The 23,630-nt window shown below is 42.0% G+C and carries 16 protein-coding genes; 8 read left to right on the top strand and 8 right to left on the bottom strand.

Annotated elements, in window-relative coordinates; genetic code table 11:
- Positions 1 to 65 precede the first annotated feature (65 nt).
- The 3 genes from AAEY94_RS02640 (at position 66) to fusA (ending at position 8,728) form a co-directional block, all read left to right on the top strand.
- On the top strand, positions 66 to 4,619 hold the full coding sequence (locus AAEY94_RS02640) for an ATP-binding protein (RefSeq protein WP_192115420.1): 4,554 nt from the start codon (positions 66 to 68) through the stop codon (positions 4,617 to 4,619).
- Positions 4,620 to 4,772: 153 nt separating this feature from the next.
- The gene (locus AAEY94_RS02635; RefSeq protein ID WP_350977254.1) at positions 4,773 to 6,242 is read left to right on the top strand and encodes a diguanylate cyclase; all 1,470 of its coding nucleotides are present in this window, start codon (positions 4,773 to 4,775) and stop codon (positions 6,240 to 6,242) included.
- A 392-nt stretch (positions 6,243 to 6,634) separates the two neighbouring features.
- Complete coding sequence (gene fusA, locus AAEY94_RS02630; protein ID WP_101086185.1) at positions 6,635 to 8,728, top strand: elongation factor G; 2,094 nt, start codon at positions 6,635 to 6,637, stop codon at positions 8,726 to 8,728.
- 105 nt (positions 8,729 to 8,833) lie between these two features.
- Here fusA and AAEY94_RS02625 read toward each other — a convergent pair whose 3' ends face one another.
- Entirely contained in the window at positions 8,834 to 9,718 is an 885-nt protein-coding gene (locus tag AAEY94_RS02625; RefSeq protein WP_101086184.1) for a LysR family transcriptional regulator, read from the bottom strand.
- 94 nt (positions 9,719 to 9,812) lie between these two features.
- On the opposite strand from AAEY94_RS02625, the gene AAEY94_RS02620 reads away from it, so the two are divergent.
- Entirely contained in the window at positions 9,813 to 9,965 is a 153-nt protein-coding gene (locus tag AAEY94_RS02620; RefSeq protein WP_174839623.1) for a hypothetical protein, read from the top strand.
- A 135-nt stretch (positions 9,966 to 10,100) separates the two neighbouring features.
- Here the strand turns inward: AAEY94_RS02620 and AAEY94_RS02615 are convergent, their stop codons facing one another.
- The 7 genes from AAEY94_RS02615 to serA form a co-directional block, all read right to left on the bottom strand.
- Positions 10,101 to 10,532, bottom strand: a complete 432-nt coding sequence (locus tag AAEY94_RS02615; protein WP_101086183.1) for a nitrate reductase cytochrome c-type subunit — start codon at positions 10,530 to 10,532, stop codon at positions 10,101 to 10,103.
- Positions 10,533 to 10,633: 101 nt separating this feature from the next.
- Positions 10,634 to 13,117: a nitrate reductase catalytic subunit NapA gene (gene napA, locus AAEY94_RS02610; RefSeq protein WP_101086182.1), complete on the bottom strand. Its 2,484-nt coding sequence runs from the start codon at positions 13,115 to 13,117 to the stop codon at positions 10,634 to 10,636.
- A gap of 377 nt (positions 13,118 to 13,494) precedes the next feature.
- Complete coding sequence (locus AAEY94_RS02605) at positions 13,495 to 14,673, bottom strand: lipocalin-like domain-containing protein (protein WP_335690609.1); 1,179 nt, start codon at positions 14,671 to 14,673, stop codon at positions 13,495 to 13,497.
- A complete protein-coding gene (locus AAEY94_RS02600) occupies positions 14,670 to 17,267 on the bottom strand; it encodes an ABC transporter permease (RefSeq protein WP_350977024.1) in 2,598 nt (865 codons plus the stop codon). The genes AAEY94_RS02605 and AAEY94_RS02600 overlap by 4 nt, the downstream gene beginning before the upstream one ends.
- 4 nt (positions 17,268 to 17,271) lie before the next feature.
- Positions 17,272 to 17,976, bottom strand: a complete 705-nt coding sequence (locus tag AAEY94_RS02595; protein WP_350977021.1) for an ABC transporter ATP-binding protein — start codon at positions 17,974 to 17,976, stop codon at positions 17,272 to 17,274.
- A gap of 145 nt (positions 17,977 to 18,121) precedes the next feature.
- Positions 18,122 to 19,084, bottom strand: coding sequence for a tRNA-modifying protein YgfZ (ygfZ, locus tag AAEY94_RS02590; RefSeq protein WP_350977018.1), 963 nt, complete (start codon positions 19,082 to 19,084; stop codon positions 18,122 to 18,124).
- 166 nt (positions 19,085 to 19,250) lie between these two features.
- Entirely contained in the window at positions 19,251 to 20,480 is a 1,230-nt protein-coding gene (gene serA, locus AAEY94_RS02585) for a phosphoglycerate dehydrogenase (protein WP_101086178.1), read from the bottom strand.
- A 192-nt stretch (positions 20,481 to 20,672) separates the two neighbouring features.
- Between serA and AAEY94_RS02580 the strand changes: the two genes are divergently transcribed.
- From AAEY94_RS02580 to AAEY94_RS02565, 4 genes are all read left to right on the top strand, one after another.
- A complete protein-coding gene (locus tag AAEY94_RS02580) occupies positions 20,673 to 21,296 on the top strand; it encodes a DUF2238 domain-containing protein (protein ID WP_162022264.1) in 624 nt (207 codons plus the stop codon).
- Between the two features lie 481 nt (positions 21,297 to 21,777).
- Positions 21,778 to 22,446, top strand: a complete 669-nt coding sequence (locus tag AAEY94_RS02575) for a helix-turn-helix transcriptional regulator (RefSeq protein WP_101086176.1) — start codon at positions 21,778 to 21,780, stop codon at positions 22,444 to 22,446.
- Positions 22,447 to 22,591: 145 nt separating this feature from the next.
- A complete protein-coding gene (locus AAEY94_RS02570) occupies positions 22,592 to 23,029 on the top strand; it encodes a PaaI family thioesterase (protein ID WP_162022265.1) in 438 nt (145 codons plus the stop codon).
- A 220-nt stretch (positions 23,030 to 23,249) separates the two neighbouring features.
- On the top strand, positions 23,250 to 23,492 hold the full coding sequence (locus AAEY94_RS02565; protein WP_101086174.1) for a YgjV family protein: 243 nt from the start codon (positions 23,250 to 23,252) through the stop codon (positions 23,490 to 23,492).
- Positions 23,493 to 23,630 lie beyond the last annotated feature (138 nt).

Genomic DNA, 23,630 nt, shown 5'->3' with positions numbered 1-23,630 from the left:
TTAACAAAGTTATATTTACGGGCTAAAAAAATTTTTCAGAGGCTATATAAGCAGAGGATCTAAGGATGACCAGCAAAAAGCAGCCCGCTAACAAGACTCAAGCACTATCGGCTGACCCACTTTTCTTACAAGCTGAACACTTGGCTAAAGACTTTTCATTATTTCCTGCTCATAACAAGCAGAGTTTATCTGAAGAAGTGAAAGGATTATTAACAGAAGATTCCATTCAATCAAACTTGAAGAGTTTGGCATCTTTAGACGTTGACGGTTATGTCAATAAAGTTATTCAACCGACTTTGGATAAAAACCGCCCAGGCGCGAAGCGTATGATCGCTGACTTAAAAGGCAAGATTATTGCCGAAAGTCATATCGGACCGTTTTACCGTGCTGAAGTGGAACTTAACTTTGGTACTCGTACTCGCCGTATCGGTTTTATTGCGCAAGAGCGCACGACCGCAAACGGTGCATGGATGCCAGAACACCATCTTGCAGCATGTAAGGCGATCCGTCACTTCGCAGAATTGTCGATGCCAATAGTATATTTAATTGATACTCCTGGTGCAGATGCTGGCGAAATTGCCAATAGCCAAAATCAAGCGCATACCATTTCTAAAGCGATTGCTGAAAGTGCGAATGTTGATGTACCGACTGTCGGTATTGTGATTGGTGCAGGCTATTCAGGTGGTGCAATTCCATTAGCTGCAGCGAACATTTTACTATCTGTACGAGATGGTATTTTTAACACCATTCAGCCACAAGGTTTACAGAGCATTGCGCGTAAGTACAACTTGTCATGGCAGGAATGTGCTAAATCGGTAGGCGTGTCACCAGAAGAGTTATATACCGCTGGGTGTATTGACGGCATTATCGATTTTACTCCATCAGATAAAGATGAGCGTCAGCATAATTTCCGTCGTGCGATTATCAGTTCTATTGAAGCCGTTGAACGTGCAGCAATGAACTTTGTGCGCGAATCTACCGATTTAAAAGAGCATTATGATCGCAGTTTACAGCGTTATTTAGCGCCGTCGGCTAATCTGCTCACACTTGAAAATAATACCCGCTTATCGGTCGCCAATAACCCAACGATGTACCACAATATTTTTGGTAGTGCATATCGTTATTTGCGTTATTTGACCTTGCGTAGCCGTATTCATTCAATCTCACAAGAACAGTATGGTCGTTTATCAAAAGTGAGCGTGCCAGAAGGTGATTTGTTAGCGCGCATTAAGCAAGAACAGGAACGCGTGTTCCAGGCGTGGTTAACCAACCCAGATAAGCTTGTTTACGATGAAGAACTGAATAAACTTTGGGGTACATTCAGCGCTAAACGTAAAGACATTTCTGCCGAACGTAACGTGATTACACGTTTTATTTTGGGTGAACCAAAAGAGAACTATAAAAAAGCACGTAAAGCATTGTTATTTAACATTGGTTGGTCGTTATATCATCGCTGGAAAAGTAACGCCGCTAACAATTTCAATGGCTTAATTAAGCATTTAGAGTCACTGCCTAAATCTACAACGCAAGCTCCATGGCCTGAGCTAAGTCAGCTTACTGTGTTGGATATTGTGGTTAATGATGAATTACGCGCAGACTTTATTTGGCAGTGTCATAACGTGCTTATCTTCAATGCGCTATATGACAATGTCGTAGGCAGCTTGGCGTCAATTTCGAAAGAAGCCATGATGTCAAAAAGTTTATCTCGTGAATCAGTGGATAAATTACTCCACAAATCGATTGATAACGCATTATCGACAAGCGACAAAGCTAACGACAAGAGCAAGTTCTATAAGTGGCTTAAATACTTTATGGATCAATCGAATCGTGCTGAATTGCTTACTCGTGTAGAGCAATGGAAGAGTGTGGGTTTCCCGCAGTTAAACGATTCGCTGTTTGTAATCTTAACTTATTTCTTCGAGCGTCTATTACCAGAGTACTTTGATAGTGAAGATGAACACGATAAATACACTGGGACAATTAACCCTGTACGTATTGGTCGTCGTAAGGATTTTTGGAACCGTTTAACCATGGGTTACCAAGACTTACTGATCCAAAAAATTCTTCGCGAAGAGAAAAAACAAGGCAAGATGGGCTGGGAAAATATTATCAAACAGTTCTTTACTAAGTTTGATGAAATTGATGCCGACAAAATGTCAGCTAACATGCTTAACTTCCCTGGTTTCCGTTTATCGATTGAAGATGCTATTGATAAAAAGATCCGCCCTTGTGGTTTAATTACCGGTCTGGCTGACTTTAATAATAATGGCAGTAAGTTACGTGTTGGTGTTGCCATTTCAAATACGGCATTCCAAGCGGGTGCATTTGATATGGCCAGTGCTGAAAAATTCAGTTCGCTATTAATTGAATGTGCTAAGCGTAAATTACCGGTCATTTGTTTTATCAGCTCTGGTGGTATGCAAACTAAAGAAGGTGCAGCGGCATTATTTTCAATGGCGGTCGTGAACGACCGTATTACGCGCTTTATTCGTGATAACGAATTACCGGTATTGATGTTTGGTTTTGGTGATTGTACTGGTGGTGCTCAAGCCAGTTTTGTAACCCATCCTTTAGTGCAGACTTACTATCTTTCTGGCACCAATATGCCGTTTGCTGGTCAAATGGTGGTACCTGCGTACTTACCATCTACAGCCACATTGTCTAACTACTTATCTAAAGTGCCAGGGGCAATGACGGGGTTAGTTCATAATCCATTTAGCGACACCTTAGACACTCAGTTGTCGGGTATTGATCCACTGATGCCATTACCGACAATTAAGATTGAAGACGTGATTAGCAAAGCGTTGTCGACTTTAGTGCCTGAAGTGATTGAGCTAGAAGATGTTATTGTACAGGACGATCCTCGTGCATTGATGAAGCCTATCCATAAAGTACTAGTGCATGCTCGTGGTTGTACGGCAGTTAAACTGATTCGTAAAGCACACGACAACAACATTAATGTGGTGTTGGTGGCCTCAGACCCAGACATGACATCTGTTCCAGCAGATATGCTGAAAGATACTGATAAGCTTGTGTGTATTGGTGGTAATACTTCAGATGAAAGTTACCTCAATGCTTACTCAGTATTGAAAGTCGCTGAGTATGAAAACGTTGATGCGTTGCACCCAGGTATTGGTTTCTTGTCAGAAAGCCCACAGTTTGCGGCATTATGTGTTAACAATGGGGTCAACTTTGTTGGTCCGAGTGTGCATTCAATGACGACCATGGGTAACAAATCTAATGCTATCCATACTTCTCAAAAGCAAAATGTGCCGGTTGTTCCTGGTAGTCATGGTATTTTGACAAACGCAGAACAAGCCGTGAACGTAGCGTCTGAAATTGGTTATCCTGTGCTGTTAAAAGCGGTGCAAGGTGGTGGTGGTAAAGGTATTCAGGTTGTTAAACGCCCTGAGGACATGATTGGTTTCTTCCAGAAAACTGCGACAGAAGCCGCCGCTGCGTTTGGTAATGGCGATTTGTATTTAGAAAAATACGTTACCTCATTACGTCATATTGAAGTGCAGTTACTGCGTGATAAATTTGGTAATACCAAAGTATTGGGTATTCGCGACTGTTCAGTGCAACGTAATAACCAGAAAGTGATTGAAGAGTCTGGTTCGACTATGTTGCCTGAAGAGCTCAAACAGCGCGTGATGGAATACACTCGTGCGTTAGGTGAAGCGACCGATTACATGGGCGCAGGTACCGTTGAGTTTATTTATAACTTAGATGCTAACGAAGTGTACTTCATGGAGATGAACACACGTCTTCAAGTAGAGCATCCTGTGACTGAAGCGACATCGGGTATTGATATTGTTAGCGCGCAGTTTGATATTGCTGCGGGTCGTTCAATTGAAAATCTACAGCCAATAGACCAAGGTTACGCCATGGAAGTGCGTGTGACGGCGGAAAAAGCGGCGCTTGATAGCCACGGTATTCTTCAGCTTATTCCTAATCCTGGTAAAATCACTGAATGTGTATTGCCTCAGCGTGACGATGTAGAAATTATTTCGATTGCAGCAGCGGGTAAGGAAGTATCGCCATACTATGACAGCTTGATCGCACAGATCATTATACGAGGTACTGACCGTGCCGACGTTGTGTCTAAAATGTATGCCTACTTAGATAGCGTAGTGATTAAAGGTATTGCGACTAACATTCCATTGTTGAAGCTTATCCTTAAAGATCCAACCTTCAACGAAGGGGTGTATGACACAAACTACTTGCCACGCTTAATGGCTGAGTTAGACATTCCAGCACTGATTGCTGAAATGGAAGCGGCAGCAGAAGCGATTGAGGTTGATACTGAATCATTACGTGTTGGCGAAAGCAACGAGTTGAAAGTATTGGCTCAAGGTGCAGGTATTTTCTATACCTCTCCAGCACCAGGTGAAGCAGACTTTGTTAAAGAAGGTGACATTGTCACGGTTGAACAAACATTGGCATTGATGGAAGCAATGAAGATGTTCTCTCAACTAACGTTAGCGGGCTTTAATCGTCAAACAGGTGTGTTATATCCTGAAGACCAAAAGTATCGTATTGAACGTATTCTTAATAGCAATGGACAGCAAGTTTCACAAGGCGACTTACTGTTTGTGATATTACCCATCGAAGCGTAATACCTACGATTGATTGTTGAATAAAATACCCGCTATTTAGCGGGTATTTTTTTGTCATACTTTCGTATGTTGTAATACACTTAAGAGTATATACACTTTTGGTTCAACTAATTTGTTGGACCATATTGTTGGAGCATACTATTTTGAAAAATGATGCGAACATTGAGTCGACTTGAGTTCAACAGCGTATTATTGATTACGCTGTTGATATTCATTAATTTGATTAACGCTAAGCATGCCAGTGCTTCGGTGGTTGAGAGTCAGTCTGCCATCAATTCAAAAAACCGTAATATCATCCGTTATTGTGTTGATCCAGATTGGTTACCTTATGAAGCCATTGTCGATGGCCGTCATACTGGTATTTCATCTGATTATTTAGCATTATTAACCGACTATACCGATTTGGCTTTTGTGTTAGTGCCCACCTCGTCTTGGCGACAGAGTTTAGAATTACTCAAACAAGGTACATGCGAGTTAACCCCCATTTTAAATCAAACCCCCAAACGCGACGCCTATCTCTCTTTTAGCGATATTTTTTTTAAATCTCCAAACGTCTTGGTGTCATTAAAATCCCAACCTTTTTTACAAGGCTTTGAAAACATCGGTGATCGCTTATTGGCTATACCCAAAGATTATCGTCTAGTGGAATATATCCAACAATTTTACCCGACTATCAATACCGTGTTGACTGATAATGAGCGACAAGGATTGGAAAAGGTGGCTAACGGTGACGCGGATGTCTTCGTAGGGTCGATGTTTTCTGTTAACGCGTATATTCAACAACACGGGTTAACCTCGCTAAAAATAGCGGGTTGGGGTGGTCCTGAAGATGAGTTACGTATTGGCGTTACTCATGCAAAGCAAGGTTTGCTGCCACAGATTAATGCTGGATTGGCAAAAATTACTAAGGCAGACCATATTTCAATTTATAAAAAATGGCATAATATTACTGTTATTGAAGACATTGATTACAGCCTAGTGATCCAAGTGGTGACTGCTTTAGGAATGTTTATCTTATTTCTGCTTTACCGAACAATGTGTGTGAGCAAGTACAACCTTCATTTAGAAACCAGCAACAAGCAGTTGCAAAAATTACAGTTAGAGCTGGAGAAGAAAAATTGCGACCTCGATTTTTTGGCTCAACATGATCCGCTGACAAAATTGTATAACCGCCAATATTTTAATCAAACCTTTTTAGATGATGCAAGGCAGCCTCTGAAAAAAATGTGTCAGAACAACAAGATGAGTTTGATCATCATGGATATTGATTTATTTAAAGCAATAAATGACCTACATGGACATGCAATTGGAGACAAAATATTAGTTCAAGTCGCACAAGTATTACAAGCATCAGTAAGGGAGCTTGACGTTGTAGCCCGGTGGGGCGGTGAAGAGTTTGTGGTGGTTTGTCAGCATGTACAGTTACACGATGCCACTGAGCTTTGCCAACGAATTACTGATGAACTTAGTTATTTTCATTTTTATCACAATATTAACGTGACTTGTAGTTTCGGGATTGCCTTATTGGGCGAGAATGAACCTATACAAGCTTGCTTTGAACGAGCCGATGCCGCGTTATACAAAGCTAAGCAGTCTGGGCGTAATCAATATTGTAGTGCGTAGATAAAAACCACATCTTGCTGGATGTTTGTGCCATTAGCAAAAATCGATCTTTATGTGAATAAATGCATATTTGTTGTGGTGTGATGTTGTTTCGCGACATTATGTGGTTCTAAAAATGCCGATTTAGGTATTTCATCTAAAATTTAACATTTTTCGGTCAAATTACCCCTAAGACTAAAAAATAATCTACTATATTTTAGTCAATTGTTTTATATGCAATTTATAGCATTAATTGAGCTTTTTTATGCTAAAAACAAATAAATATTGCAACAGCTATTTGCGCCCAGCAAGGTTCCAATTTACAATATGCGCCTTAATAACCTGATGTGCGGTGTGTCGGTTCTTTTTCGCATGCTCCGTCTACTTCTTAAACTAATCATTAAAGTTGAATCATGACCGAATTATCCAAATACAGAAACATTGGTATCTTCGCTCACGTTGACGCGGGTAAAACCACGACCACCGAGCGTATCCTTAAGCTAACCGGTAAGATCCATAAGATCGGTGAAGTACATGATGGTGAATCAACCACAGACTTCATGGAACAGGAAGCTGAGCGCGGTATTACCATTCAGTCTGCAGCGGTAAGCTGTTTCTGGAAAGATCACCGTTTTAACGTTATTGACACTCCTGGCCACGTTGACTTTACAGTTGAAGTTTATCGTTCGCTAAAAGTGCTTGACGGCGGTATCGGTGTATTCTGTGGTTCAGGCGGCGTTGAGCCTCAGTCAGAAACAAACTGGCGTTATGCTAACGATTCTGAAGTTGCGCGTATCATCTTCGTAAACAAGTTAGACCGTATGGGTGCTGACTTCTTACGTGTTGTTAAGCAAACTAAAGACGTATTAGCGGCTAACCCATTGGTTATGGTTTTACCAATCGGTATCGAAGACGAATTCTGTGGTGTTGTTGACCTACTAACTCGTGAAGCTCACATTTGGGATGATACTGGTTTACCAGAAAACTTCGAAATTAAGCCTGTACCAGCTGACATGGTTGACATCGTTGAAGAATACCGTGAATTGCTGATCGAAACTGCTCTTGAGCAAGACGATGCTTTATTAGAAGCTTACATGGAAGGTGTTCAACCATCTATTGAAGACGTTAAGCGTTGTATCCGTGCGGGTACTCGTACAATGGCTGTGTTCCCAACATACTGTGGTTCAGCATTCAAAAACAAAGGTATGCAGTTATTGCTAGATGCCGTTGTTGATTATTTACCTGATCCAGTTGAAGTTGATCCACAACCTCTAACTGACGAAGAAGGTAACGAAAATGGCGAATTCGCAATCGTTGATGTTGATGCACCTTTTAAAGCATTAGCGTTCAAGATTATGGATGACCGTTTTGGTGCGTTAACTTTCGTACGTATCTACTCTGGCCGTTTGAAGAAGGGTGACACCATCCTTAACTCATTCACTGGCAAAACAGAACGTATTGGCCGTATGGTTGAGATGCAAGCTAACGAACGTAACGAACTTGAATCAGCACAAGCTGGTGACATTATCGCTATCGTTGGTATGAAGAACGTGCAAACTGGTCACACTTTATGTGATCCTAAGCACCCTTGTACACTAGAAGCCATGGTATTCCCTGAGCCAGTTATCTCTATCTCTGTTACGCCAAAAGATAAAGGCGGTTCTGAGAAAATGGGTATCGCTATCGGTAAAATGATTGCAGAAGATCCATCTTTCCGTGTAGAGACTGACATTGATTCTGGTGAAACCATCCTTAAAGGTATGGGTGAACTTCACTTAGACATTAAGGTTGATATTCTTAAGCGTACTTACGGCGTTGACCTAATTGTAGGCGAGCCTCAAGTTGCTTACCGTGAAACTATCACTAAAGAAATTGAAGATAGCTACACGCACAAGAAACAGTCTGGTGGTTCTGGTCAGTTTGGTAAAATTGACTACACTATTCGCCCTGGCGAGCAAAATACTGGTTTCACTTTCACTTCTAAAGTGGTTGGTGGTAACGTACCTAAAGAATTCTGGCCTGCTGTTGAGAAAGGTTTCAAGAGCATGATGAACACAGGTACTATCGCAGGTTTCCCTGTGTTAGACGTTGAACTTGTGCTTCAAGACGGTGCTTTCCACGCAGTTGACTCGTCAGCTATCGCGTTCGAAATCGCTGCTAAAGGTGCTTTCCGTCAATCTATGCCTAAAGCCGGTGCACAACTTCTTGAGCCTATCATGAACGTTGACGTATTCAGCCCAGATGACAACGTTGGTGACGTAATTGGTGACCTTAACCGTCGTCGCGGTATGATCAAAGATCAAAACGCTGGTGTTACAGGTGTTCGTATTAAAGCTGACGTACCGTTATCAGAAATGTTCGGTTATATCGGTTCACTACGTACAATGACTTCAGGCCGTGGTCAATTCTCTATGGAATTTGCTCATTACAGCCCTTGTCCAAACAGCGTTTCTGAGAAAGTTGTTGCTCAAGTTAAAGAACGTAAGGCTGCTGAAGCTAAGAAGTAATTCTAGTTTCGACTTGCCCATAAAAACCGTTGCCTAGGCAGCGGTTTTTTTATGTCTTTTTTATGTGATTTCTACGATATTAAATGGTTATGACACAGTATTATATTATTCATGACTGTTTCTGCTGAGCGTTAATAGCGCTTGGGCTGGTGGGGTTAACGGTAGGTTCTCTCGCCATATTAATGCCAGATCCCAGGTCATTGCCGGTTGCATAGGTTTAAATACCAGTTTGCTATTGGTTAACCGTTGGCAAATGGGTTCGGGTAAAATCGCGACGCCTAAGTTAGCTTCAACCATTGCGGCTAAAAAGTCCCACTGACCTGTTCGAAAGGCGATGTTAAGGTGTACGCCAACTTTACGGCTTAAATAATTAATTAACTTTGCTAATGAAAAGTCTTCGTTGTAAAGAATGAAGGGATAAGATTCAAAGTCTTGCCAGCGTATGTCAGCATTGTTAGCAAGTGGGTGGCCTTCTGGTAAGCAAGCCAGTAAGGGATATTTAGTCAGAAGTTGACTTGCTAACTCTGTTTTATGCGTTGTCGGAAGTGCAGTAAAGGCTATATCTAGACTGTTGCTCAATAGTGCTTGCTCGCAACCAAATCCGCCATACTCGTACATCTGTAATTCGATTCCGGGATATTTTCGTCGATAATCGGTCAGCAAAGGAGTGATTAAACTACTCATCATAGGGCAGACACCAAGTCGTAACCGTCCTGACTTCAAGCCACTGAGGTTGTTAATACCTTCTTGTAGTCGATGCCAATGGCCTAAAATTTCCCGTGCACTTTGCTCAAACAATTGTCCTGCTTGGGTTAATTCTACTGTTTGATTATTCCTGATAAGTAATTGCTCACCAATGTTGTCTTCTAAACGTTGAATGGTTTTTGTCAGTGTCGGTTGGGTCATAAAACATTTTTGTGCCGCCCGGGTAAAGTTTTTGGTTTCAACTATGGTGAGAAAGGTCTGTAAGGTCTTGATTGGGATGTTCATGCTTAAATGGAATCCTCTCTATGGTAATTATTCATTTTACCTATGAACCCTAAACGATTACTTTGAACTCGTTAACAAAAACGGAGCAATGGTTATGAAGTCAACATCAAGTTTATGGGTCGGTGCATTATGGCAAGCGGCGATGCCTGTGAAGCATGAGATACAATCACCTAATACGTCACAAACATCAGCAGAACCGAGTTCGCCAGTTACACAGCAGACATCTAAACCAACAAACCCAGCCTAGGCTGGGTTTTGTTTTTAGCCCTTTTGTTGTTCGGACTTGTACCGTTTTAACACTGACACTGATAAAAAAATGCCACTTCGATTGAAGTGGCATTGCTCAAATTGAGGAATGGGGGGGAATTTATATCTTCACTAATTACTTTGTCGTAAATGTGTTTTCCACTAACTCCTGTTTATTATCTGCTTGTGCAACATGGCACTGTACGCAGAAGTAGTTCATGCCATTTAATGTGCCTTTGTCATCTATAACGTGTGACTTCGCCACTGGCGTTGCTTTCATTCTTTTTGCTTTATCCCAGCTATGGCATGTTAGACAGCCATTTTTGTCTGTAGTGATGCTATAGCTATCTTTGTGAGGGATTAACGGCGGTTGTTCTGCAAAGCTGCGCGCGATAGCTTTTCCTCTTGTAGGGTAGGTGGCGATAGCATCAGCAGGTGAGTTGTCGGTTATGGCGACGTTACCTACACGAGACTCTACTTTTACAGGAGTATTGTCTGCTACGGCTTGTTGTCCAGAATATGCGCTAAGGCTTAATAGTATGGCCACGACGCTAAGTAATTTTTTCATTTTCATCTCCGTTACATCCTAATGAATGTAGAAATCGAGTGTCGCAGCTGTCATGGTGTAATAATCCAGTGACAGCTGCAGCAATTAATATAAAAGCAGTATTAGGCTTTAAATATTTTTACTGGACACTTTTTGAAATCAGTTTCTTTTGATAATGGGTCAGTTGCATCCAAAAGCAGCTTGTTGACTAATTGTTTAGCGTCGAAGAATGGCATAAAGACCACCCCTCTAGGTGGCTTGTTGCGACCTTTGGTTTCCACTCGGGTGTTGATTTCTCCACGTGGTGATGCCACGGTAACCTCGTCCCCTTGGGCTAACCCACGTGCTTTAGCGTCAGCAGGATGCATAAAGACTTGAGCACTTGGCATTGCTTTATGCAATTCAGGTACGCGAGCGGTCATTGACCCTGTGTGCCAATGTTCCAGTACTCGTCCTGTTGACATCCACAGATCAAATTCTTCATTAGGCTCTTCTGCAGCGGGTTCATAAGGCAGTGCAAATATGACGGCTTTACCATCTGGTTTACCGTAAAAATTGAAGCCTTCACCTGCTTTGACATAAGGGTCACTGCCTTCAACGAAGCGGCGGGTAGTTTCTTTACCATTAACGACAGGCCAGCGTAATCCTCGCGTTTGATGGTAAGTGTCAAAGTCTGCTAAATCGTGTGCATGGCCGCGACCAAATTGAGCATATTCTTCGAAAATACCTTTCTGCAGGTAAAAACCAAAGTGTTCGTTTTCATCGTTATAAGCACCTTTACAATCGCTGGTAGGGAACTTATTGATTACGCCGTTAGCAAATAACACTTCATATAACGTTTTATCGGCTAGCTCAGGTTGTTTAGCGATTAATTCAGCAGGCCAGACTTCACTCACTTTAAAACGTTTAGAAAATTCAACTAACTGCCATAAATCAGACTTAGACCCTTCAGGTGTTGGAACAAGCTGATGCCAGAAATGGGTACGGCGTTCCGCGTTACCATAAGAGCCTTCTTTTTCAACCCACATTGCGGTTGGAAGAATTAAGTCTGCGGCCATTGCCGTAATAGTTGGGTAAGGATCCGAGACCACAATAAAGTTTTCTGGATTACGGAAACCTGGATAAACTTCATCATTGATATTAGGACCAGCCTGCATATTGTTAGTACACATAGTCCAATAACAGTTTAATTTACCATCTTTAAGCATACGGCTTTGCAGTACGGCATGGTATCCAGGTTTGGCTGGAATAGTGCCGGCAGGGACTTGCCAAAGTTTTTCAGTAATTTCACGATGTTTATCATTGTTCACCACCATGTCAGCAGGTAAACGATGTGAGAATGTGCCTACTTCACGAGCAGTACCACAAGCTGAAGGTTGGCCCGTCAACGAAAATGGGCTGTTGCCTGGAGTGGCTATTTTACCGGTGAGTAAGTGGATGTTGTAGAGCATGTTATTTGCCCACACACCACGAGTATGCTGGTTTATACCCATGGTCCATAAACTCATCACTTTGATGTTAGGGTCGGCGTAAGCTTTTGCCATAATTTCAAGTTTGTCAGCCGGTACGCCGCTCATTTTAGCTGCGTATTCTACAGTGTAAGTGCTAACAAATTTTGCATACTCGTCAAAGCTAATCGGTTTGGCATCACCGCTACCTGGGTTTTTAGCTTTCTTTTCCAATGGATGTTCAGGGCGCAAGCCATAACCAATGTCAGTGGTACCTAGGGCAAATTTAGTGTGCTTGCTAACAAAGTCTTTGTTTACTGCTTTGTTTTGAATAATGTAATTGGCAATATAATTTAAGATGACTAAGTCTGTTTGAGGCTTAAACACCATGGCATTATCTGCTAAGTCAAAGCTACGGTTCTCGTAAGTAGAGAGTACGTGTACGCGGGCATCTTTATGGCTTAAGCGACGGTCTGTTAAACGCGCCCATAAGATGGGATGCATTTCTGCCATGTTGGCGCCCCACAATACAAAGTGGTCAGCGGCTTCTAAGTCATCATAACAACCCATGGGTTCATCAATACCAAAGGTACGCATAAAGCCACCCACAGCTGATGCCATACAATGGCGTGCATTAGGATCGATATTGTTGGTCAGAAAACCAGCTTTATGAAGCTTAGATGCGGCGTAGCCTTCCCAAATGGTCCATTGACCAGAACCAAACATCCCTACAGAAGTTGGGCCTTTTTTGGCTATGCTGGCTTTCCATTTTTCGGCCATGGTATCAAAGGCAACGTCCCAACTTACTGGCGTAAAATCACCTTCTTTATCATATTTTCCATCTTTCATTCTGAGTAATGGCGAGGTTAATCGGTCCTTGCCATACATGATTTTAGATAAGAAATAACCTTTAATACAATTTAAGCCTTTGTTAACAGGGCTTTCAGGGTCGCCTTGAGTGGCAACAATTTTACCATTTCGAGTACCCACTAAAACACTACAACCTACACCGCAAAAGCGACATGGGGCTTTATCCCATTTTATTTCACTTTTACCTTCTGCAGCTTGAACGATATTAATTGGAATAGCGATACCCACGGCCGACGCTGCTGCGGCAGCGGCGTTGGCTTTTAAAAACTCGCGACGACTGATGCTCATGGTGTTCCTCACTCTTAGAATGTTGTACTTGGTACGTGATAGTCATTGGAGGTGACGTGATAGAGTGAGTCTAGACCTTACTAATAACATGGGTATACCTCAGAATGGGTATAGTGGTTAATAGTTGTGCAAGGTCACATTTTTCAGCGTGATGTAAATCTCATTTTAACAATTAGGTAAATGCTGTTTTAGAGATTGCTTGTAAAGCGTATTGTGCTTGAGATGCAGATTATTTGCGGATTAAAAGCCCATTGGTGCTCTGTTGCTAACATGGTACCAAGGAATGGGGAATTGAGATTTTGAGAGGTATGATCTTTGTAGGTAGGCCAAGGCTTGCTTATCTTCGAGAGCGCATTCCACTCGAATGGTAAACAAGCCTAGTAACCCGTAAGTTCCATATAACCTTGACCTTGGTGGCTGCCTTTAATCGTAATGGGGCCTTCCCAATATGAGGTTGATACTGGCATGTCGCTGTTGGGGTTAACGGCTTGAGTTGTGACGTCGATGGCTTCACTGTTAATGTTAATTCGCCATGCAATAGGATGATTGCCTAATGCCGTTTGTTGCCACTGAGTGGGTTGCATATCGATATCATTAGGGTTGTCTCGGCTATTAATATTGTGACCACTACCATCAGCGAACATCCTTCTAGCACTGTAAAAATGTGCTTGGTCATTTTCGCCGCGCAGTCTAAATGCCATTAACGTTGAGTTGTCGTCTAAACGCAGTGAAAACCAATCCCAACCTTGCTGGGCCTTGGTTAAAAATTGTGAACTCCATTCGCGGTCAAGCCAAGCTTTACCGCTGACTTTTTCAGTAACACCATGACGGGTAACTAGACCCGTTACATCAATAAAGGGTTGGCTGTAATAATAAGATGCCACGCTTTGGTCTGCACTTTTGCTGCTATAACCTTTATCGCCTTGTAATTGCAGAGGTTGCTGACTGTTTAGCTGTAATTGATAACTAAACTTATCACTAGCGACATTTAATGTGGCCGGAAACAGACTGTCAGACTGACTTAACCATTGCCAGTTTTGTAAATGTACTTCAAATGGTTGTGGTTTAACGCTTGCAAGTTGTGGGTGGCCTCGTGACCATTTTTCGGCCATTAAATGTTCAGTATTTGTGGTTACCGCGGCATGTGCCATGTAAAGCTGATTGGTCACCCAATTATTCGTTGTTGTCGCTTGAGGGCTTACTGGTGGTGTCATTCCGATACGAAATTGAGTCCATTGCACGCCTACATCTTCACCTGCAGCGGTGGTCAAGTTTGCGGTTAAATACCACCACTCAATTTTAAAGTCATCGTGAGCTAAGTGGTCTTGCGGAAAGAGTAAGGTTTTACCTTGAATTACTTCGCTATAACCTTCAGCAGAAGCTGACGACATACTGCTAATGGTAGACTGTTTTACTGCAACATTTTGCTGAGGAGAGCAAGCCACTAGCAATGCGCTAAGAGGAAAGACAATGACCATCAACCATTGCTTCTGCACTCTGTAGCTAACAGTTTTGAACGCGACGTTGAGTACGCTCTTGAAAGTGAAAGAGGTCATAGTGCTTCCTGTTGCAAGCTGGATATCAAGGGTTTTCTGGTTTGCCAATACAAAGGTAAACACACTGCAAGTAAACAACTGACTACAGCAATGATCACCACTTGAGCATATGCCGCCCAATCCCACACCATGGCGATGCTCCAGCCAAATGCTTGTAACGTGACTTTATGAATTAATAAATAACCCAGTAACGCGCCTGTCGGTAACGCGACCAAGCAGGTTAATAACACGATAAATAGCATTTGCACTAACACCATCATCCGTAATTGATTACGACTAACACCTAGAGCATACAAGCGGGCTAATGGTGCTTGCCTCGCTTGCGTTAGCATCATACAGGCACTGAATAAGCCAATGGCAGCTACGAGTAAGGTTAAGCTATTAAGCACTACAGTGATTGAGAATGTTTTATTAAATATGTTAATCGCTTCAGTCTTAATTCGCTGCTGGCTGTACATGTAAGCAGAAGACAGATTGATTTGCTGGCTAATATTGTCTTGTAGTGGAGTAATATCACCTTGATAAGACACGGCTAGGCTAATGGGTTTGGCGGGTAATTGAGATTGCTGCCATAAGGACTGAGTAATAATCGCTTCGCCTTGGGGATTACCGTAATCGTAATAAATTCCGCCAATGTTCAAGCTAGCTTGACCAAGTTGCGATAGCTGAACTTTATCGCCTATATTGAGTTGGTATTTTATCGATAATGGTTCACTTATCATCAGGCTTTCACCTGCTGTGAATGTTGTCCAAAAGTCATCGGCTGTGGTTTTAAATACAGTTGTTTCGGTTAAAGACAAATGGTCACGACTGACAAGGTGGATAGCAACCTGTGTTTGCGGCGTTTCAATTCGATTAAGGTTGCTGTCGACAGTCCATTGCTCATAAATCGCTTCAACCTTGGGATCTTGTTCCAATAATATCGTTAATGTATCGATTTGGTTTGGATTGGGTCTAATGTATAAGTCTGCATGCAAACGGGCATCGAGCCATTTTTTTAAGGTGATTTCAAAACTGCCCACTAAGGTGTTCATGGCAATATTGGCACACAAAGCTAGCAGCATTGCCATCATCGCAAGCGCGAGAGGAGCAATAATCTCTTTGGTTTCGGCAATCACGTATTGCCACAGTCCTTTAGGCATAAATGGACTGAGTAAGTTAACTCCCCAATGTAAAAATTGAGGTAACAATAACGGAATCGCAACCGAGAGAATACCCAGTAATACTAGGCTATGGCGATACTGTTCGGTAAAGGCGAAGGCGATAGTACACACTAAGATTAGCAATGCTGCGATGATAAATTGTCGCCAATGAATAATGCCGAATTGTTGGCTTTGTGGTTGTTTTTGAGCCCCTTGCGCAAGTGGGGTGTTAATCAGGTTTATCAGCATGGGAATACAAGCAGCAAATGCCGCTGACAAGGTTAATATGAGTGCTTGTGCAAACCATTGCCATTGCCAGTTTCCGGGTAATAATTTGGCGCCATAAAGCTGTTCAAGAGTGATGGCGACCATAGGTTGTAGCCATTGCGATAATTGCAGTCCGACAATAAAACCTAATACACAGCCAATAAACACTAAACAGACTATTTCAATGCTTAGGGCAAGCATGATGGTGCGCCTATCGAGCCCTTGCTGCATGATTTGCACCAGCAATTTTTGACGCTTCATTAAGCTATAACGAACCCCGTTGTAGGCAATAAATAAGCCGACAACAAAGGCCAACATGCTCATGGCATCAAGATTAAGATGAAAGCTGGCAGTGAGGGCGGTAAGCGATTCGCCTTCACTCGTTTGGGTGGTGAAATTTAGCTTACTGGTATCAATACCTGCTTGGGTTAGGGTGTTCGTTAATCGAGCTATCAGTTGCTCATCTGTTTCTGATTCGTTTGCGGCTGAGATATTTGCATTTGAAGAGGGTGAATCAAATACGGCAACGTAACTTAACTTACCCTGCATATTCAGCAAGGGTTGAGCGAGTGAGATATCGGCCAAAATTGCCGAACCAAGCCCCCACGAATCATCAATGGCAACGAGTTCAACAGCCGTGTCGTTCAGTATTATGCGGTCAGTGTTATTGGTCACTTTATTCATACGTTCGCGCTGGCTTGCCGACATTAGCACTTTGGGTTTGCCTGCCAGTAATTCTGCTAGCGGAATATGCGTCGCTGTTATCGATGAGCTAGCACCTGATTTTTGCTGTTGCATGTTGCTGGTCATAGCGGCAACTACATCACTACTATTAACCCGCCATAATCGGCCTTGTTCATCGGTTGCGATGCCTTCAATGCTGGCAATGGTATTGAATCCTGCATTGGCTAATGCAAAATAAACTGCCTCATCAATACTGCTTTCTGTACGGTGGCTAATCGATAAGCGAGCTTGTTGGCTCATTAGTTCGGATACATTGCCATAGCTTTGTTTGGCGTTTTCGTTGGTGGCGTATACGCCAATCAGTAACGTTACCGCGAGCATGATGCCCAGTAAAATAGCACTGGCTTGCAGGGGGGCATGACGATAATGGCTGGCAAACAGGTGCAAGCATAACCTTAAGCGCTTAATTGAGAATAAGTATGATGAAGAGTTAGTTGTCATTGGCTTACCCTTGCAATGTTATGTCAGCAGGGTTAATCACAATCTGTTGATTTTCGACGTGCCAGCGATGCTGCATAAATGCGGCACATTGTTCGCTGTGAGTCACCATTAAAATACAACAGTTGGCTTGTTGAGCGAGTTCGGTAAGTAGTTGCATGACTTGTAATCCGGCGTGTTGATCAAGATTACCTGTCGGTTCGTCGGCTAATATGAGTTGTGGTTTGTGAGCTAATGCCCGCGCGATAGCCACTCGCTGTTGTTGTCCACCGGATAAGTTTTCAACGTTGCGGTCTAACAATGGCGTTAATCCTAGCTGGTGGCAAAGTTCATCACACCAAGGGCTCCATGCTAACTGATTTAGCGCCAGTGAAAATTGAATGTTGTCGCGCACATTTAATGGTGTGAGTAAGTTAAATTGTTGGAATATAACCCCGAGCGACTGACGTCGATATTGGCTCCATTGCTTATCTTGCCACTTTGTCACCGATCGCATGTTATCAGCCTGACGGATTAACATGTCACCGTTGTCTATGGTTTCAAAGCCACCAATGATATTCAGTAAGGTACTTTTACCGCTGCCGCTAGGCCCGGTTAATGCGATAGTTTGACCTTGCTGCAAAGTCAGGTTGACGTGATTAAGCACCGAATGAAATGACTCGCCATCGCGGAACCCTTTACTAATATTTTCTAAGGTGACGATAGTAGTCATAGTCGCTCCATAACGAATTAGCTTAATTGAAGTTCTGAATAAACAGAGTAATATTATCAATAATATACGTGATATAGATCATTAATGTTCAAAAAATAAAAAAGCGAGCCAATGGCTCGCTTAATGAAGATACAACATCAATTAATTAAGCATCTGCTAAAGAATATGGCAACTCGATAATAGTTAGCTGTGAGCTTTCATCTCCGGTAATACGAAGTTGAGCGTTGTTTTCGGTATCATTTGGCAACACCGCGGTAAGCAGTACCTTGTCACCATATTGGACGCATTCAATGATATTGCCACCACGACGGAAGCCGCCTTCAAGGGCAATTTCTAATTGAGTGTCAGTGCTGATGGTTTGCTTGGTAGTACCAGACAAAATATACAATGCACGTTTATTGCCACCGCGATATTTCATCCTGGCAATGGTTTCCTGGCCCATGTAACAGCCTTTGGTAAAGCTAATGCCATTAATGGCTTGCAGGTTGCACATTTGCGCAACGTACTGGCCGGAATGAGCGGCATCTATGTTTGGATAACCGGCTTTAATTTCCAATGCTTGCCATGCACTTGCAGCAAACAATGTTTGTCCCGATTGGCTGATAATGTTTTGTGCTGCTGCATTGTTAATAATGGCAATAAAACGTTCACCATCACGAATAATCACACCTTGCTCAACAAGGTTAAGTGGTTGCGATACATCGCCAAAATGTTCAGTTGCAAAGGCTTGTGCTTTTGGGCCAGCAATACCCATTATTTGATAATCATTGCTGACATCGGCGAGTTCGGCTTTACTGAATACAGCGTATTTTTGTAACTGAGGTAAATCCAAGCTTAAAGTACTTTTTGGCAGTAACATGAATAAGCTATCGCCGATTGAAAACCCACGGAAACTGGCGAGCATTTTACCTTTAGGGTCGCAATGAGCACCCCATTTCCACTCGTTTGTGCCAAGGGAGGTAATATCTGTGGTGACTTGGCCATGAATGAAACTGCGCCCTTGCTCACCAGTGATTTCGATTAACCCCATATGCGTCAAACTTGATAACATTAATTCAGGAGACGTGGCGATAAAATCCCAATCTGGTTGGTTTACTGAAATGGTCATAACTATCCCTAACGTGTGAATAAGACGGTATGGTTGGAGTGTAACGGATTAATAGAATGCTCAACAGGGGGCTATGGTTTTAAAGCCAATAAAAAAGCTACCTTGTGCACAAGGTAGCTTTTTTAGGAAGACAATTAACTCAAGTTAATTGCTTATAAAAGTCAGTTTAAAACAATACCCGCGCACGGATAGTGCCTTCAATAGATTTTAATTCAACCAATGCTTCTTCTGCTTGATCAGAATCGACTTCCATTACCACGTAACCAATTTCAGCAGTGGTTTGTAAGTACTGAGCAGCAATGTTAATGCCTTTTTCAGAAAACGCTTGGTTAATTTTAATCAATACACCAGGACGGTTTTGATGAATGTGCAATAAGCGTGAGGTACCGCTATGTTGCGCTAAAGACACTTCAGGGAAATTGACCGCAGACAGTGTAGAACCGTTATCTGAGTATTTCACCAGTTTGCCAGCCACTTCTACGCCGATATTTTCCTGTGCTTCAGCAGTACTACCACCAATATGCGGTGTGAGTAATACATTGTCTAAGCCACGCAGTGGAGAGATGAATTCATCATCATTCGACTTAGGTTCTACCGGGAATACGTCAATCGCAGCACCCGCAAGATGTTCTGACTTCAGGGCATCGGCTAAGTCTTCGATATCAACAACAGTTCCGCGAGAGGCATTGATAAAGAAACTGCCTTGACGCATTTGAGCAAATTCAGCTTTAGCGAACATGTCTTTAGTTTGCGGTGTTTCTGGTACATGCAGGCTAACAACGTCTGCTTGGGCCAATAACTTGTCCATAGAGTGAACTTGAGAGGCATTGCCTAACGGTAACTTATCTTCAATATCAAAGAAAATCACTCTCATGCCCAAGGTTTCAGCCAAAATACCCAGTTGAGTACCAATATGGCCATAACCAATCACACCTAAGGTTTTACCACGGACTTCAACACTGCCATTAGCACTCTTCAACCAACCGCCACGATGTGACATGGCATTGCGCTGTGGAATGCCACGCATCAGCATGATGATTTCACCAATCACCAATTCAGCAACACTGCGGGTGTTGGAGAAAGGGGCGTTGAAAACAGGAATACCCAGTTTCTCGGCCGTGGCTAAATCGACTTGGTTGGTGCCAATACAAAAACAACCAATCGCAACCAACTTTTCTGCACGGTGCAATACTTCCGCAGTAAGCTGGGTGCGGGAGCGTAATCCAACAAAGTGAGCATCTTTAATTGATGCAATCAAAGCCTCTTCGCCTAACGAGGCTTTATGGTATTCAATGTTGGTATAACCTGCACGTTCTAGTACATCGACCGCAGTTTGGTGGACGCCCTCCAACAGCAGGATTTTGATCTTATCCTTGTCAAGCGAGTGTTTCGCCATGATATGGGTACCCTCTTATCATTAAATGGTGCTTAAGCTAATGGTTATACTAATGCTTATACTAATAGTTATGATATAAATGCGGACTTCCGGCGCATTATCAAAGTAGCACTTTTTTAAGCGCTTGTAGAGGGCTAGATGGCTAAAGTTTATATTCTAATTTGAGAACAATATCTCATGGAGAGAATTAAGATGAAGAGTAAGGTTATATGGATAGGGATTTATCTATTAGTACTGTTGTGGTCAGTTAGCGCACCTAAAGATATGTTCACTTGGTGGTTAGAAGCTATACCTGCGTTAATCGCATTACCTATTTTATTTTTTAGTCGTAAAAGCTTTCCTCTGACTACGTTAGCTTATGCACTTATTTTAGTGCATTGCTGTGTGTTATTTGTCGGTGCACGTTATACCTATGCTGAAGTGCCGTTATTTGACTGGCTAGCGCAAGTGATGGGCGGCGAGCGCAATAATTACGATAAAGTCGGCCATTTTGCTCAGGGTTTTATTCCGGTAATATTAGCTCGCGAAATATTTATTCGTAAACATGTCATGCAAATAGGTGCTTGGTGTCAGTTTTTAGCAGTATGTTTTGTGTTGGCGTTTTCAGCTTTTTACGAATTAGTTGAATGGTGGGTTGCCATTGCTACCGGTGAAAATGCCGAGGCATTTTTAGGCACTCAAGGATATGTTTGGGATACTCAATCTGACATGTTTCTAGCATTAATTGGTGGGGTATGTGGCTTACTGTTGTTATCGTCTCTTCATAATAAACAAATAGCGACCAAAATGGCGCTTAACCAGCAGTCTTTATCATAAGGCTCACTTAACTTATTTAGTTAGCTTATTTTGTCATAAAATGAGTAAATTTGGCTGCTAGCATTGATGAGAGATTGATGATGTTGAGCGAATTGAAAGTATGAGCTTATCAGTCTTGGGTTAGTGATAAAGTCTACGCAAAGTCAGTCAAATTTACTATTCATACTTTAGACTTACATAATAGTCATATCAACTAACAAATTTTTACTATGCTTGCTGTATAGGAAGGTTTTTTATTATAAGAATCGTGATTGATAATGACCGACTTAACCTAATAGCCACTTTTTTGGTGAGTCGATTTATCTCGTAACGCGATTAACGAATGAAGAAAGAACATGCTCTAATATAACGACAAAAAGTAAACTATCTGCTCAGCCTAGTTTTGAAGGCTAGTAAACGTATTTCATTTACGTATAGTATATAGCCTCAGGATGTGCTCAAGGTATGTTGAGCAATAATGTACTTTTCAGGGAGAAGAGTGATGAGTTCAAATATTGATGAGTTGGTGTTTTTGCACCAAATCGCAGCACCTTGCCATTTAGCTATTTTGGCAGAATCTATCGGGTTGAAAACTCGAATTGTAAAACATGCGGCTGAGCTTGAGTTAGAAAAAAAATCCAACAACTTTTATCTTGTTTCACAAAAAGGTGCGGCCTTAGACAGTAAGGGCATCCCGTTACTGGTATCGCGTTTAGTGGAGCATGTCCCTGTAGCATTGTACCAAGTTGAACGTGGATCACTTGATCAAGAGTCAGCATTACTCTTAGGCGTACGGGGTTTGTTATACAGTGATCAACGCATGGACTTAATGCTGACGGGTCTGCGTAAAATGGTTTCTGATGAATTGTGGTACGACCGTCCACTGATTAGTAAGATTTTTAGACGTTTAGTCCAGCAACTCGATACCAACGTTGAAATCCCTGCCGATACCGTGGCCATCCTCCAAAGATTAACCAGTCGAGAAAGAACCATTATTCAGCTTGTTTCTAGCGGTGCGCGTAATAAAGAAATTGCCCAGCGTTTGTGTATTAGTGAACATACTGTAAAAGCGCATATCTCATCTATTTTCCGTAAAACGGAATCGCGTAACCGAGTTGAGTTATTGCGTTGGGCACAGACCTACCAAAGCCATTGCGAATTAGTGAGTTAACGTACATATAGATTTAGTGAATAACTATAAAAGGAGCTTAGGCTCCTTTTTAATGGGTTAATGTTATTGATCGCGTTTTTCTTTCAAAAAGGTAAGCTAATCAGTACACTGAGTTTTCTAATAATAATAATGATGGATATTAAGAATGAGTATTTGGTTTAACATTGTCACTTTAGAAGATTGTGCTCGCTTAGATGCAGGGATGCAGGGAAAGGGCACCTTAATGCAAACATTGGGCATTAAAATTACTGAAATCGGCGACGATTATATGGTTGCCACTATGCCAGCTAATCCAGCCGTACATAATCCATTAGGGATTGTTCATGGTGGTGCGAACGTCGCACTAGCGGAAACCGTTGCCAGCTATGCCGCCAACTTTGTGGTCGACTTTACCCGTTATTATTGTGTTGGCCAAGAAATCAACGCAAATCATTTGAAAGCATCACGTAATGGTGAATTAACGGCAACGGCTAAACCTGTGCATTTAGGTAAACGCAGTTCGGTTTGGGAAGTCCTTATTCGTAACAGTGCGGGTGAACTTTGTTGTATTTCACGAATGACGGCAGCGGTTGTAGAGCGATAAGCTATTATAGATACTATAAATCGATAGGTCTTATAATCATCGATAGGTCAAGGTTTTAACCTTGTTAATAGTGTATTTTTTTTATAAGGTGCTTTGCTTATTTAGTCTATCAAGTGTGCCAATAAGTGCGTTAAGCAATAACGTTTTTTCACTGACTCACGTTAGCTTAATGTTGTTACTCGCTTGCATTGGTGTAGGCATATTAATATAAGGAAAATCCATGGACAGTATTAACATCTGGGAATGGGTAGGATATTTAGCCTCTGTCGTTGTGGCTATTTCGCTGATGATGTCAGACATTAAAAAACTACGCTGGTGGAACTTAATTGGTGCAGGGTTGTTTGTGGCTTATGGCCTCGCGATTGATGCGATCCCTGTGGCGCTGGTTAACTTTTTTATTGTATTAATTGATCTCTATTATTTAGTGAAGTTATACCGTGAGCCTACTCCACCCACTGAATAGTCACATTGTGTCTCGATAAAGCCAAATAATCAGTTTGGCTTTTTTATTGCCTGCATTTTAGTTTTAATCTGTTTTTCCTATCCTTAATAAATTTCATAATCGTTTTTTTAGTTTGTAATAATCTATTTTAATCGTTTT

Origin of the sequence: Shewanella sp. AC34-MNA-CIBAN-0136 (assembly GCF_040309945.1) — a bacterium.
Taxonomy (GTDB): domain Bacteria; phylum Pseudomonadota; class Gammaproteobacteria; order Enterobacterales; family Shewanellaceae; genus Shewanella.
The sequence above is the reverse complement of the archived record's forward strand: the minus strand, read 5'-3'. Positions and strand labels throughout refer to the sequence as shown.